The sequence below is a fragment of the Roseobacter sp. genome (genome assembly GCF_039970775.1).
In the GTDB taxonomy this organism is placed as follows: Bacteria; Pseudomonadota; Alphaproteobacteria; order Rhodobacterales; family Rhodobacteraceae; genus Roseobacter.
In genome coordinates this window covers 128521-141171 of record NZ_JBDVLG010000026.1, presented here as the reverse complement: position 1 = coordinate 141171, position 12651 = coordinate 128521, and the positions used below count along the sequence as shown (strand labels likewise).

The window sequence follows — 12651 nt, the reverse complement described above, 5'->3', positions numbered from 1 at the left end:
GTAGAGCGCCATTTGCCAAATCACCTCGGCGACTTCCGTTTCGCTCAAACCAACTTTCAGCCCAGCCTCAATATTGATCCGGAGTTGCGGTGCAGTTTGGGCCCCCATTGCCGACAATGCCGCGATGGTTGCAATGTAGCGGCTTTTCAGGTCGAGGCCCGGACGCGCATAAAAGCGTTCGTAGGCCATGTCGATCACTGTATCTGCTAGGCGTCCATCCGGTTGGGCGGCAGGACGAGGAACACCGAGGTGATCCGGTGGCGCTGCGCGTTCGACAGGACGGAAACCGCTTCCCGGTTGGCTTTGCACAGGAAGCGGTTGGCCGCGCGGGCGATGAGCCCGCCTGCTGCGTCGCTGTCTTGCATCAGCTCCAGCAGCGCTCTCAGCCGTTCCGGGGGCAGGCGAGCGTCTTGCGTGTGAGCGCGAGGGGCGGGCGCATGATTACACCCGCAAGTCTGGCATCGAGGAGACGTTCATTGTCGCCCCCGAGACTGCCCCAGCTTGGGCGCAGGATCGCGGCGCGTTGTGGAATGCCGCTGAGGCCAGCGAGACCCGCCGCAACTCTGTCACCACCCGTGAGTGGGAGCTGGCCTTGCCCTCGGAGGTCAGTGCCGGGGAGCGCTCGCAGATCACCCGGGCGTTTGCTGAAGAGCTGGTGGCGCGCTATGGCGTGGCCGTCGATGTAGCCATTCATGCGTCGCACCGCGAAGGCGACCAGCGCAATCATCATGCGCATGTTTTGACCACGACCTGGCAGCTGGAAGCCGAGGGTTTTACCACCAAGACGCTGGTGCTGGATGCGGCCAAAACTGGCGGCGTCGAGATCGCGCAGATGCGCGAGGGTTACCTAACTCAAACTAACTGTCTACAAGCTAATGCAACAGTCCCCTTAAGGGAGATTGGAACTTAAGGAGACTGCCGCATGGAAACTTTACTTAGTGTGCCGGAACTGGTTGCGGCGGCGCTCGCCAACGCAAAGACGTCCGAACATCGGATTGCAGAGGTTCGAGATCATTTTAAAGGGCAGAATGGCTCAGGCACTCAAGCTGAAGACCTTCGCGTGGCCTATGCCGCACTTGAATTGCTTGCCGTTGATACGTTTTCAGTGTTCGAAGCGCGCATGCAGCATCACTTCAAACGGGGTCCATTCTCACGCAAACTGAAAGCGGTGCTTGTTGATGCTGGGCACACGGACCTCGCCGACAGGGTTCATCAGTATTATCTCGCAATCAACGTGCTCAAGCATGGAACAGGTGCAAGCTACCGGGAATTGCGCGATACGCCAAACGCGCTGTTCCCTGTGAAACCGGCCGAAAGTGACGCACCATCCGGCCTTATAGATGTTGGCGTGCCTGGTTTTTTTGAAGGTCTAGCGACAACACTTCTTGAAGCTCATCAGTTTCTTGAAGATCGGTAGATTGTCGAATTCGACTTTTGCAAATGAGAGAGTCATGCATGGCTGACGCTGCATCCTTAACCCAGAAATATCAAATGTATTGTGGCTGAAAATTCATGAAAATAGTACTGGTAACACCTGAAATCCCGTACAATACCGGCGCTATAGGGCGGACATGCGTTGCGTTGAACTTGGAACTGATCCTGATCAAGCCATACGGCTTTTCCTTAGATGAGAAAGCAGTACGGCGTGCGGGCACGGACTACTGGAAGTACGTGCAGTTGACCGAATATGATAGCTGGCAGGACTTTCTGGATGATCACAAGCCAGTGCCGGATAGCCTATTCTTCTTCGAAGAACATGGTGTTCAGACGCTCTATGACCCCGACTATCAACAAGATGCCTATTTGGTATTCGGGTGTGAATCAAAAGGCCTGCCACCGGCGATACTGGATGGGATGGAAGACCGAACCTTCAGCTTGCCCATGCTCGATACGCGCGTTCGATCACTGAACTTGGCAAACGTAGCAACAGCGGTTGTCTATCAAGCGATGCGCAGTCAGTTGGGCGGCTGAACCGGCAATTTGGCGAAGTCGTTCGTAGCCCCAGACAGCACGCCCTCATCTGTCAAAGATGGATGGGGCCCCCCCGAAAACAGGGCAGGCACGGGTACACGACAATCATCTAAGACAGAAAGGTGCTGTGCACTGCGAAAGGACGTTATGATGGGTGCTGAGAGAACAGATTTACGCAGCCAGGCGGCCATCAATAACGCGCGCAAGACAAGGTCAGTGGGTTGCCGTGATTGCGCCGCCCCGCCACTGCCACCGCGCGAGCACGGTTCCTGAGCCTTACGAGGATGCGTCGCTTCCTACCAGCCATCAAGCAAACCAAAACGGCGATCTTTTCAACAGTGCCTCAGCAAAGCGCAAACCCGTACCTTTATCTCAATAGCCTTCGGGCTTTCCATTTATCCGCACGCCATCGGCCATAGACGGCAGCGCGGATTTACGTGGCGCTGGCAGCTCGAGCATTTTCATCATCATTTCACTTTGGCGTGTAACGTTCATCTTCTGAAAGACGATTTTCAGATACTGACGCGCACTGGCCTCGGTAATCCCAGCCTCGCCCGCAGCTTCGCGCACCGTGAGACCCTGCACCATGAACCCGGCCAAACGGGACTGTGTCGGGGTCAAACCGAACACCCGGCACAACACTTCGTTTTCCGTTTCGACGGGTCTGCGCGGGTCCCGCAGGACCAAAAGCGCAAGGGGTTCTGCAACCTGCGCCCATCCGGGTTGCTGATTGTCGACCAACACAGAAGACACAAAAACCGCGAGTTTTTCACCATCCGATGGTCGATTAAGAGCAATCGCTTCACCGCCGCACGCAGCCCCGATCTGCGCCTTATGAAGAACCCGCGCGATACAAGATTTCAGGCTGTTTCCGGGGTCGCTTGAGACGTGAATTTTGTCATGCTCGCGAAAAATCCCATCACGGTCATGCAGGATTTCACGGGCCGTATGATTTGCAAATCGAATGGCCGACGACCGATCCACCACAATGATACCAATCGCCATCACATCCAAAGTATCGGCAGCAATGTTGCGTTCAAAATCTATCGTAGCCAGATCCCGTTTCAGCCACAAAGCGCGGTTCAGATGCGGTATCAGTTCTTGCAATAGTGCGCATTCGGTCTCTCCAAACCGGTTTTGGTGACGATTCCGCAGCGCCAGAAAATACGACAACGACTGGTCTTCTTCGCGCAGATTGACCCCTAGAGAATATTCAACACCACCGGGCGCCAACACCTCTTGGTAGATCCGCGAGGCATGCAAGGTTTCGTCCGATACGCTCATCCGGCAGTGAATAGGCACAAAGGGGTTGCTGGAAAAATGCGCAAGGCGCGGGTCTTCGGGCATCAATTCGTCGTAGCGCCGATAATGATCCTGATCCCATGCATAGCCGTGCAGGCGGCTAAACGACAGCTGGTGATTTGCCAGATCATGATGGCCAATCTGCGCCCCCTGGGCCTCAAACAGGTGCGACGAAGCGGCCAGAAACGTCTCCCAATTCTCCGGATTGCAGACGGCATCGTAGAGTGCATCGATCGTGGTCAGCAACTGGCGCGTTTTCTCTGCGGATACGGTGTGGATCATGGGTTCTTCCAAAGTAACATCGCTGGGACCCAACCGCCCGCATGGCAGCTGCCCAACACAATCTGACCACCTATTCAGCCCGCCCCGGACAAGTCAACGTCCCCATAGCCCGGCCGCGCCAAGCGTCTCAAAGAACCCCACCTGACATTCACATTTGGGAACTGTCTGTACGCGCACTGCAGCGTATCAGATTTGGAACGTTTTGGGCCGCAATGCACCGTCAGGACAAACAAACCAAAGATGAGATACGACAGACACAAACAACCGGCATCGCCGGGCAGGCCGTTCACCTTGCGATCCGGGGCGGGTGGCACATGGCCCTAAGATCCCTCCGAGAGCGCGTTTTGCAAACACTGTGTTTTGAGATCACAGGGCTGACGTTGGCGGTGCCGGTCTTTGCGATTGCCACAGGCAGCACCTCACGGCACAGCATGCTGCTGATCACGTTGCTGTCGCTTGTCGCGCTTGTGTGGACCCCGGTGCACAACACCCTCTTTGACCTCACTGACTTCCGGCTTTCGGCGCGCAAAGCAAGCGACAGACCCCACTGGCTGCGAATTGGTCACGCCATATCTCACGAGGTCAGCGCAGTGGTTTTGACGTTGCCCATCGTCATGTCTGTGGGGCGTTTATCCTTTGCGGAATCGCTGGCGGTCAACATCGGCCTGACGGCGTTTTACACAGCCTACGCCTATGTGTTCCACCTTGCCTATGACCGCCTGCGACCGGTGCAAGTACCGCGGGCCAAACCGTCATAGACCCACATAAATCAGGAATGTGCGCCCCCATCACCGCCAAACTTATTGATTTAGCTGCCATATCTGATTGTTGAGATGCGACAGCAAGCTGGGCAACGTTTCGCGCTGGATACGCCCCCCCAGACAAATTCTGACAAATCGGTCCTGATCCCCCACAGTGCGGAATGCGCTTTCAGGTGCGATGCCAATCTCGTGGTTCGACATATGCGACATCAGCGTCGCACAAGTCACGTTTTGCGGCAATTCCAGCCAAATGTTGAACGCATGCGGATGCGAAAGAAATGTGGCCTCGGTGATTTTATCTGATGCCATACCCTGCCGAATGGCGCTTTCCTTGCGGATATAACGCCGGATCTGGTCTGCGGTTCCGTCCAAAACCCAACGGGTCGCCAGCGCCATGCACACCGGCGACGCCATGCCCGAAAAGGCCCGAATTCCGTTTTCGATGGCAAAGTTGCCGCGCGCATTTGGTGCAACCGTATAGGCCAAACGCAACCCCGCCCCGATACATTTCGCAAGGCCCCCGATGTACCATGTCTGCTCGGGCGCGCTGGTGGCCATTGGGGGCGGCGCATCGGGCAGGACAAACCCGTAGGCGTCATCTTCGATCAGGGGCAGATCGTGACGTTTGACAACCTCGCCGATGTCGAGCCGCCGATGCTGCGGGACAATCATGGTCGTGGGATTGTGCAGCGTCGGGTTGAGATACAGCGCTTTGGGGCTGTGGCGGCGAATGGCGGCGTCTAGGGCGTCTGGCAACACACCGTCTTTGTCCATCGGCAACCCGATCAAGACCAACCCCAACTGCGCGGCGATCTTTTTGAAACCGGCGTAGGTGATGTCTTCGCACAGGATACAATCACCCGGACGGGCCAGCACGGTTAAAATCGCCAACATAGTCGCGTGGGCGCCCGGTGTGACGGACACCCGGTCAAGGTTGGGCACCAGCCCGCGCATAGACAGCCAAATCGACGCGGCCTCTTTGTCCACGTCGCCGCCAATCGGGTTTTGATAGCGCAGCAGGTGCACCAGATCCTCGGACACAACAGACAGCCCCGATCGCATGCGTTCAATCAGGTCGGGGTCTGTGGGTTCGGGCGGCGCGTTCATCGTGAGGTCATTGGCCATTGCACGGCGTTCATCACTAGAACTGCTGATGCTGTGCTGGGGCAACACAAAGGTGCCGCGCCCGACATGGGATTCAACAAGCCCCCGGCTGATCGCTTCGGTATAGCCGCGCGACACGGTGGTGAAATCAACGCCGATCATATCGGCCAACCGCCGCTGTGGCATCAGCCGATCACCGGGCAAAAGAACGCGGTCTTTCATGTCTTGGGCGATGCAATCGGCGATCGCCAGATACCGCGGTTTCTTGGAATGTTCGATTCTGTGAGACCAGTTTTCCATCTTGCCCTCGTGGTGTTTGGCCGATCTGGCGCAATTGTATGCATATTTTGCATTCAATATGAGTGGCTAAAAATGGGGTGTAAAGGCCGATCTCAGCCAAGAATAGCCTAAATTTTTGCTATTTTGTGGATGTATCGCACAGTGATTAAGCAAAGGCATACAATCAATACAATTAGATTGATGGTAAAATTGTATGGATCGATGGCGGGCTGCCCAACGACCTGACTAGCCTGAAGCAACCCAACTGCGAACAACAGGAGAGCGCAATGCCTAAGGTAACAACCCCAGCCCACAAAGACGGTGACTTCTTTGTAGATTATGAAGAAAAAGTATTCGAAGACGTGCAGGCCGAAGAAGGCCAAAAAGCCCTCGTCACGTTCCATTCCGTTGCCTTTGAAGGCTCTATCGGATTGGTGAACATCCTTCAGGCGATCCGCCTGCAACGCAAAGGGTTTGAAACCTCGGTGTTGCTTTATGGTCCCGGCGTTTCCTTGGGGGTGCAACGCGGCTTTCCGACATTGGGCGACGAAGCCTTTCCCGGCGCACAGAACTACGCCGCAAACCTGACGAAGTTCATGAAAGAAGGCGGCAAGGTCTATGCCTGCCGCTTTGCGCTGCAAATGTTGATGGGCCACGGAGAGCCGTCGTTGCTTCCGGGCATCACACCGATTGCCCCACAAGACGTGCTGGACCTCAAACTGCTGCACATCCGTGACGACGCGGTGATCGTAGACACCTGGACCGTCTAAACCCCTTCAACCTGCGGGGCGGCAACGGCGCAGCCCCGCAGGCGCCAGATTTTCACACCTCGTTGGGCCGGGTCTGGCCCGCCCATCATCCACAAAGGATGGCCCATGTTAGATCACACCGTCAGAGCCGCCGCTGTTCAGATTGCACCTGATCTGACAAGCCGCGCGGGCACTGTTGAACGTGTCTTGAACGCAATCACAGAGGCCGCCGACAAGGGCGCTGAACTGATCGTCTTTCCCGAGACCTTCGTGCCCTACTACCCATATTTCTCGTTTGTGCTGCCCCCCGTACAGCAAGGCCCCGAACATTTGCGCCTGTACAAAGAGGCCGTCGTTGTGCCGTCACCCGATACGCAAGCCGTCGCAGACGCGGCCCGCAAACGCGGCGTTGTGGTTGTTTTGGGGGTGAACGAACGCGACAACGGATCACTGTATAACACACAACTGGTATTTGACGCGGACGGGTCGCTGGCCCTGAAACGCCGCAAAATCACGCCCACCTATCATGAACGGATGATCTGGGGGCAAGGCGATGGCGCGGGCCTCAAGGTGGTTGATACCAAGGTTGGCCGCATTGGCGCGCTGGCTTGTTGGGAACACTACAACCCCCTCGCGCGGTATGCGTTGATGACCCAGCACGAAGAGATCCATGTCGGTCATTTCCCCGGCAGTCTGGTTGGCCCCATTTTCGGCGAACAGATCGAAGTCACCATGCGCCACCACGCGCTGGAATCCGGCGCGTTTGTTGTCAACGCGACGGGATGGCTGACCCAAGACCAGATCAACAGCATCTCGGACGACCCCAAATTGCAAAAGGGGCTGCAAGGCGGGTGTATGACCTGCATCGTTTCCCCAGAAGGCCGCCATGTTGTGCCGCCACTGACCGAAGGCGAAGGCATACTCATCGCGGATTTGGACATGCGGCTGGTGGCCAAACGCAAACGCATGATGGACAGCGTGGGCCACTATGCCCGCCCCGAATTGTTGCACCTTGTCCACGATGCGCGCGCCACCCAGCCTGCGCGCCGCATTGAAGACCCCCAAGACCCAATGACCCCCCCAGACGTGGAGGCAGATGATGTCGGAAGCTGATTTTATCAATGAATTGCAAACCCATGGCATGCGTTTGGTTGACCCGACCGCAGGCATGGAAAGCCGCCGGGGCGGCGCGGGCCCAACCGACCACAAGGCAGTGATTGTTGGCGATGCCACTGTGATGGTTCCCGTCCACACAGCGCCCGCCTTTGACAGCCCCTATCTGGTGCAGGCGCCCGATGGCGACGGGTTTGCCCAAGTCACAAAATCGGGCCAACCGATGGCCAAGATCCGGTTTCCGTCGCGGCCCAAGTTTTACGACCTGAAAACCGCAGACGGGGTCGAATACAACAAAATCGCAACGCTGCATTCCAAGGATGTTCTGGCCACCACCGTTTTGCAAACCTGCATTCGCTATGAAAGCCGCAAGAAAACGTGCCAGTTTTGTTCGATCGGGCAATCATTGGCGGCGGGCCGCACGATTGCGCATAAAACACCCCAACAGCTTGCCGAAGTGGCCAAAGCCGCCGTGGAGCTGGACGGCGTAAAACATATGGTCATGACCACCGGAACGCCCGCCGGAAAGGACCGCGGCGCGTCGGTCATGGTCGACAGCGCCCGCGCGATCAAAGCCGCGGTCAATTTGCCCATTCAGGGCCAATACGAACCCCCCGAAGACAATATTTGGCACGAACGGGTGTTTGAGGCCGGCATCGACGCGTTGGGGATGCATCTTGAGGCCGTCACCCCAGAGGTACGCGCGCGGGTTATGCCCGGCAAGGCGCAGGTCAGTCTTGAGAAATATTTCGACAGCTTCAAGGCCGCCGTTAAGATCTTTGGTCGGGGGCAGGTATCCACCTATATCCTTGCAGGTTTGGGCGATACCCCCGAGGCGATTTTGGAAACCTCGCAAGAGCTGTGCAAGATCGGGGTGTATCCCTTTGTGGTGCCGTTCATACCGGTGTCCGGCACACCAATGGAAAGCCACCCCGCACCAGATGCCGCATTTATGGCCCGCATTTTGAAACCCCTGTCGGGCATGATCCTGCGCGCGGGCATGAACGCCGAAAGCGTGAAGGCCGGGTGCGCCAAATGCGGTGCATGTTCGGCGCTGTCGGTTTACGAAAAGCTGAGAGTGTCATGAGCTTTCAGTCTCCCAGCGTATTTTTATCGCCCGACTTCATCATTCGCGCGGCGGCACAGTCATGGGAATTGGACGGCATCAAAGCCCTGCGCCGTCAGGTTTTTGTCGAGGAACAGGGCATATTCCAAACCCACGACCGCGACGCGATAGACGCCATCGCAATGCCATTGGCCGCGATCAGCACGATTGCATCAGAGGCTGATCAGGTCGTTGGGACGGTGCGCATTCACGAAGAGACGCCGCGTCTGTGGCGTGGGTCGCGTTTGGCCGTTGCCAAAAGCCACCGACGCATGGGGCAGCTTGGCGCTGAACTGATCCGACTGGCGGTGTGCACCGCGCATGGGCGGGGCTGTGACCGGTTTTTGGCGCAGGTGCAGATGCAAAACGTGACGCTGTTCAAACGGCTGCATTGGGCCCCGTTGCGCGAGATCGAAGTGCACGGCGTGCCCCACATGGAGATGGAGGCAAACCTGACGGCCTATCCCGCCATCCTCGACCCCTTCATGGGGTGGAAGTCCCTGCCCCCTCGTCGGAGACGCGCCGCATGAAACCCCAACAGCCCCTGCGCCAGATCGCGCGCACCCTGCGTGACCACCCGTCCATCCGCAGCAAACTGGACATCGCCCAAAGCACCGCAACCCTTGGGTTGACGGCAAACAGCACAGGCCAACCGGGTGACGATTGCGCCGTTTTGCCAACCCAAAGCGGGTACGACCTCTTTGCCTGCGAGGGCTTCATCAACGCCTTTGTGCAGGCTGATCCCTGGTTTGCAGGATGGTGCGGCGTGATGGTGAACATCTCTGACATCTTATCAATGGGCGGCCGCCCCAAGGCCGTCACAAACGCGATTTGGGCCCCCAACGCCGAACAGGCGCAACCCGTCTTGGCCGGAATGAAGGCCGCGTCACACGCCTATGGCGTGCCCATCGTGGGCGGCCACACGAACCTGCACACCGACGAACTTCAGCTATCTGTGTCTATTTTGGGCCACGCCCGACGGGTGATATCGAGCTTTGCCGCCGAACCCGGCGACGTTTTGATCTGCGCGATGGATTTGCGCGGCAGCTACCGCGAACCCTTCGACAATTGGAACGCGGCGCTGACCTCGCCGCCCCAGACGTTGCGCGCCACGATGGAGATTTTGCCCAAATTGGCCGAAGCAGGCCATCTGCGCGCGGGCAAAGACATCAGCCAAGGCGGCATCGTCGGCACGGCCCTGATGTTGGCCGAAGCCTCTGGCGTTGCCATCGACATTCAGGTTGATGCCCTGCCGCGCCCAAAGGACGTTGACCTGGACAGATGGCTGCGCAGCTTCCCCAGCTTTGGGTTTTTGCTGAGCGCACGCGCCGCGCAGGCCGATGCCATTTGCGCCGCCTTTGACGAACAGGGAGTGTCTGCCGCCGTTTGCGGTGACATCACCAACGGCAGCACCGTGCAGCTGGTCGGCCGCGAGGGAACCGCGCTCTTCTGGGACTACGCCCGCACCCCCTACCTGAACCTTTCAGCCAAAGAGGCCTTTCATGCCTGAAATCCGGTTTACCATTCGATGGCCCGATGGCCAGACCCAAGATTGCTATTCGCCGTCCACGGTTGTGCGGGAATTCTTGACCGCAGGCACGACGTATCCGCTCGATGATTTTATGGCACGGTGCCGGGTCGCCCTCGACAAGGCCAGCACCCGCGTTGAGGCCACATTTGGCTATCGCTGCACAAGAGCGGACGCGCAATTGGACACTCTCGAACGCAACGCCTGCGCGTTTTCCGCACCCGCAGACGTCACCTGTCTGTCGATCACCTGAGGAACCAAACCATGACCCATCGTGAACATAAATCAGTCGTCGTTGTGGGCGGCGGTCAGGCCGGGCTTTCGGTAAGCTATTATCTGACGCAGAAAAATCTGGATCATGTTGTTTTGGAACGCCACGAAAAGTTCCATTCTTGGCGGGTGAACCGGTGGGATACATTCTGCCTTGTGACGCCAAATTGGCAGTGCCGTCTGCCCGATTTTCCTTATGCGGGCGATGATCCGGATGGGTTTATGGTCAAAGACGAAATCACCGACTATCTACAGGCCTTTGCCCAAAGTTTTACACCGCCAATTGTAGAAAACTGCGAGGTGACGCAGATCACCAAACGCCCCGGCGGTGGGTATTTGGTCGACACCAGCCAGGGCAATTATTCGACAGATCAGGTGGTGATCGCCACGGGTGGCTATGACAACCCGATTGTCCCGCCCTTTGCCGCAAACCTCGACCCGTCGATCACGCAGATGCATTCGGTCGACTACCGCCGCCCCAGCCAAATGCCCGAAGGTGCGACATTGGTCGTTGGCACCGGGCAATCGGGCGTGCAGCTGATGGAAGATATGCACCTTGAAGGACGCGATGTGCATCTGGCCGTCGGCCCGGCGCCGCGGTCACCGCGCATGTACCGCGGGCGCGACGCCACCGATTGGATGCACGCGTTGGGCCACTACCACATCACAATCGACAAACACCCCAACCCCGAACACGCCGTGACCAAGACCAACCACTACATGACCGGGCGCGATGGCGGGCATGAGATTGACCTGCGAAAATTCGCCCGCGACGGCGTGTCTTTGTACGGCTCGGTCAGCGGGATGCAGGGCAGCACGATCCAGTTCCTGCCCGATCTGGGGCACAACCTTGATGATGCCGATGACAGCTATCTTAGCATACGCACCGCCATTGATGATTACATCGCAAAGAACAATATCGACGCCCCAATTGAGCCCGCATTTGAAAAGGCTTGGCACCCGGAACACGAGATTACAGAGATCGACTGCAAGGCGAAAGGCATCACATCCATCCTATGGGCCATCGGGTTTCGCCCCAACTATGGCTGGATTGACGTCGATGTTTTCGATGATGTTGGCCGCCCCGTCTATCAACGCGGGGTGTGCGACGCGGAAGGATTCTATTTCATCGGGCTTGGGTGGCTCAACACTTGGGGGTCGGGGCGATTTTTGGGGATCGATGAGGATTCGCAATACTTGGCCAGCGTAATTGCCGGGCGCCAGAAATCAAAGATGCGTGCGGTGTCATGACGGCGCGAATAGCCCCTGCACCTAAACAAATCAGCCGTCGTGTTCAGTTGCGTCTTGGCATGGCGCAGCTGGCGTTTCGTGGGCTTGCAGAGGACTGGTGGCTCAAACACTTGGGCGACGTGCATTGGCAATTGATCGCCGATTCTGTGGGCCAAAATACCACCCTGTTCAAAGACCGTGCGGGGCGGCAAACCTACGCGGCCTTCTGCGCCACCGAGTTTGATCAACCCCACCCCGATCACGCTGGTTTGGGCGGCACGCTGGACGTCACATCAACGCTTTGGTCTGCGGGACGCAGTCGGCTTCAGTCGATCCACATTCTGAAATCGGGCGATATAACTGTCGCACGATTTCGGTTGATGTCGACATTTGTGTGCCACGAAAAAGACGGGGTAAACGCAAGCATCAGCCGGTCGATGCCCTATCTCATCCCGGTTCTGGACCCTGCGCCAGATGATTTTGCGGCCCGCACAGGCACCGCGGCGCGCGCGTGCCGCACCCAAGGGCATGACCTGCGCGATCACGTCTTGATCCAGCCTTGCATCGGCACCGACTTTAACGCGGTCGGACTATTGTATTTCCCGAGTTTTACCCGGTTTTTTGATCAAACCGAACGTGGGCTGGTCCGCTCCACTGGCTGGTCGCCATTGCGGCGGCGGCGCGTGCTATATTTCAACAACATAGAACACGGGGACGATGTAATCGGAGCATCTTGCGCTGATGGGCTCGAACTTTGGTGCGCAGGCGGGCGCGCGGCAGAGCCCCGAAAACTCGCCCACTGCGCCTTTGACCGGTTTTGATGGTATAAAAGACGTCTTGATCAGACCGCCATCTGCACGCTGATCCTCACCAAATCCGTCTTTCGCGGACGCTCCCCTGCCTGCACGGGTCGTTAGGTCTTAGGCAGAGCAAACACCCCCAGCCAATAAGAACATC

Annotated in this window: 16 protein-coding genes; 12 read left to right on the top strand and 4 right to left on the bottom strand. The window is 57.6% G+C overall.

Going from position 1 to position 12651, the window contains the following annotated elements; all coding sequences use genetic code 11:
* On the bottom strand, positions 1-198 hold a 198-nt coding region (locus tag ABJH13_RS06090), incomplete at its 3' end, for a carboxymuconolactone decarboxylase family protein (protein ID WP_348405328.1).
* Between the two features lie 8 nt (positions 199-206).
* On the bottom strand, positions 207-365 hold the full coding sequence (locus ABJH13_RS06085; RefSeq protein WP_348405327.1) for a hypothetical protein: 159 nt from the start codon (positions 363-365) through the stop codon (positions 207-209).
* On the opposite strand from ABJH13_RS06085, the gene ABJH13_RS06080 reads away from it, so the two are divergent.
* The 3 genes from ABJH13_RS06080 (at position 344) to ABJH13_RS06070 (ending at position 1971) form a co-directional block, all read left to right on the top strand.
* Positions 344-910, top strand: a complete 567-nt coding sequence (locus ABJH13_RS06080) for a MobA/MobL family protein (RefSeq protein WP_348405333.1) — start codon at positions 344-346, stop codon at positions 908-910. The genes ABJH13_RS06085 and ABJH13_RS06080 overlap by 22 nt on opposite strands.
* A 12-nt stretch (positions 911-922) precedes the next feature.
* Positions 923-1417: a hypothetical protein gene (locus ABJH13_RS06075; RefSeq protein ID WP_348405326.1), complete on the top strand. Its 495-nt coding sequence runs from the start codon at positions 923-925 to the stop codon at positions 1415-1417.
* A 95-nt stretch (positions 1418-1512) separates the two neighbouring features.
* On the top strand, positions 1513-1971 hold the full coding sequence (locus ABJH13_RS06070; protein ID WP_348405325.1) for a tRNA (cytidine(34)-2'-O)-methyltransferase: 459 nt from the start codon (positions 1513-1515) through the stop codon (positions 1969-1971).
* A gap of 372 nt (positions 1972-2343) precedes the next feature.
* Here the strand turns inward: ABJH13_RS06070 and ABJH13_RS06065 are convergent, their stop codons facing one another.
* On the bottom strand, positions 2344-3555 hold the full coding sequence (locus tag ABJH13_RS06065; protein WP_348405324.1) for a hypothetical protein: 1212 nt from the start codon (positions 3553-3555) through the stop codon (positions 2344-2346).
* Between the two features lie 314 nt (positions 3556-3869).
* Here ABJH13_RS06065 and ABJH13_RS06060 point away from each other — a divergent pair, with 314 nt between their 5' ends.
* Positions 3870-4313, top strand: a complete 444-nt coding sequence (locus ABJH13_RS06060) for a PACE efflux transporter (protein ID WP_348405323.1) — start codon at positions 3870-3872, stop codon at positions 4311-4313.
* Positions 4314-4355: 42 nt separating this feature from the next.
* Here ABJH13_RS06060 and ABJH13_RS06055 read toward each other — a convergent pair whose 3' ends face one another.
* Entirely contained in the window at positions 4356-5720 is a 1365-nt protein-coding gene (locus ABJH13_RS06055; protein ID WP_348405322.1) for a PLP-dependent aminotransferase family protein, read from the bottom strand.
* Positions 5721-5986: 266 nt separating this feature from the next.
* Between ABJH13_RS06055 and ABJH13_RS06050 the strand changes: the two genes are divergently transcribed.
* The 8 genes from ABJH13_RS06050 to ABJH13_RS06015 all read left to right on the top strand — a co-directional run bounded on the left by ABJH13_RS06050 (position 5987) and on the right by ABJH13_RS06015 (position 12515).
* The gene (locus ABJH13_RS06050) at positions 5987-6469 is read left to right on the top strand and encodes an MSMEG_0572/Sll0783 family nitrogen starvation response protein (protein WP_348405321.1); all 483 of its coding nucleotides are present in this window, start codon (positions 5987-5989) and stop codon (positions 6467-6469) included.
* Positions 6470-6574: 105 nt separating this feature from the next.
* Positions 6575-7561, top strand: a complete 987-nt coding sequence (locus ABJH13_RS06045; RefSeq protein WP_348405320.1) for a Nit6803 family nitrilase — start codon at positions 6575-6577, stop codon at positions 7559-7561.
* The gene (locus ABJH13_RS06040) at positions 7548-8648 is read left to right on the top strand and encodes an MSMEG_0568 family radical SAM protein (RefSeq protein WP_348405319.1); all 1101 of its coding nucleotides are present in this window, start codon (positions 7548-7550) and stop codon (positions 8646-8648) included. Before ABJH13_RS06045 ends, ABJH13_RS06040 begins: the two co-directional genes overlap by 14 nt.
* A complete protein-coding gene (locus ABJH13_RS06035; RefSeq protein WP_348405318.1) occupies positions 8645-9196 on the top strand; it encodes an MSMEG_0567/Sll0786 family nitrogen starvation N-acetyltransferase in 552 nt (183 codons plus the stop codon). Before ABJH13_RS06040 ends, ABJH13_RS06035 begins: the two co-directional genes overlap by 4 nt.
* Positions 9193-10176, top strand: coding sequence for a sll0787 family AIR synthase-like protein (locus tag ABJH13_RS06030; protein ID WP_348405317.1), 984 nt, complete (start codon positions 9193-9195; stop codon positions 10174-10176). The genes ABJH13_RS06035 and ABJH13_RS06030 overlap by 4 nt, the downstream gene beginning before the upstream one ends.
* Positions 10169-10447, top strand: coding sequence for an MSMEG_0570 family nitrogen starvation response protein (locus ABJH13_RS06025; protein ID WP_348405316.1), 279 nt, complete (start codon positions 10169-10171; stop codon positions 10445-10447). The genes ABJH13_RS06030 and ABJH13_RS06025 overlap by 8 nt, the downstream gene beginning before the upstream one ends.
* Positions 10448-10458: 11 nt before the next feature.
* Positions 10459-11715 (top strand): MSMEG_0569 family flavin-dependent oxidoreductase, encoded by a 1257-nt coding sequence (locus tag ABJH13_RS06020; RefSeq protein WP_348405315.1) that lies wholly within the window; start codon positions 10459-10461, stop codon positions 11713-11715.
* On the top strand, positions 11712-12515 hold the full coding sequence (locus ABJH13_RS06015) for a Pnap_2097 family protein (protein ID WP_348405314.1): 804 nt from the start codon (positions 11712-11714) through the stop codon (positions 12513-12515). Before ABJH13_RS06020 ends, ABJH13_RS06015 begins: the two co-directional genes overlap by 4 nt.
* Positions 12516-12651: the final 136 nt, after the last annotated feature.

Coding starts and splice junctions, on each gene's coding strand:
- ABJH13_RS06085 (WP_348405327.1), bottom strand. CDS start 365: ATGCAAGACAGCGACGCAGCAGGCGGGCTCATCGCCCGCGCGGCCAAC.
- ABJH13_RS06075 (WP_348405326.1), top strand. CDS start 923: ATGGAAACTTTACTTAGTGTGCCGGAACTGGTTGCGGCGGCGCTCGCC.
- ABJH13_RS06070 (WP_348405325.1), top strand. CDS start 1,513: ATGAAAATAGTACTGGTAACACCTGAAATCCCGTACAATACCGGCGCT.
- ABJH13_RS06065 (WP_348405324.1), bottom strand. CDS start 3,555: ATGATCCACACCGTATCCGCAGAGAAAACGCGCCAGTTGCTGACCACG.
- ABJH13_RS06060 (WP_348405323.1), top strand. CDS start 3,870: ATGGCCCTAAGATCCCTCCGAGAGCGCGTTTTGCAAACACTGTGTTTT.
- ABJH13_RS06055 (WP_348405322.1), bottom strand. CDS start 5,720: ATGGAAAACTGGTCTCACAGAATCGAACATTCCAAGAAACCGCGGTAT.
- ABJH13_RS06050 (WP_348405321.1), top strand. CDS start 5,987: ATGCCTAAGGTAACAACCCCAGCCCACAAAGACGGTGACTTCTTTGTA.
- ABJH13_RS06045 (WP_348405320.1), top strand. CDS start 6,575: ATGTTAGATCACACCGTCAGAGCCGCCGCTGTTCAGATTGCACCTGAT.
- ABJH13_RS06040 (WP_348405319.1), top strand. CDS start 7,548: ATGTCGGAAGCTGATTTTATCAATGAATTGCAAACCCATGGCATGCGT.
- ABJH13_RS06035 (WP_348405318.1), top strand. CDS start 8,645: ATGAGCTTTCAGTCTCCCAGCGTATTTTTATCGCCCGACTTCATCATT.
- ABJH13_RS06030 (WP_348405317.1), top strand. CDS start 9,193: ATGAAACCCCAACAGCCCCTGCGCCAGATCGCGCGCACCCTGCGTGAC.
- ABJH13_RS06025 (WP_348405316.1), top strand. CDS start 10,169: ATGCCTGAAATCCGGTTTACCATTCGATGGCCCGATGGCCAGACCCAA.
- ABJH13_RS06020 (WP_348405315.1), top strand. CDS start 10,459: ATGACCCATCGTGAACATAAATCAGTCGTCGTTGTGGGCGGCGGTCAG.
- ABJH13_RS06015 (WP_348405314.1), top strand. CDS start 11,712: ATGACGGCGCGAATAGCCCCTGCACCTAAACAAATCAGCCGTCGTGTT.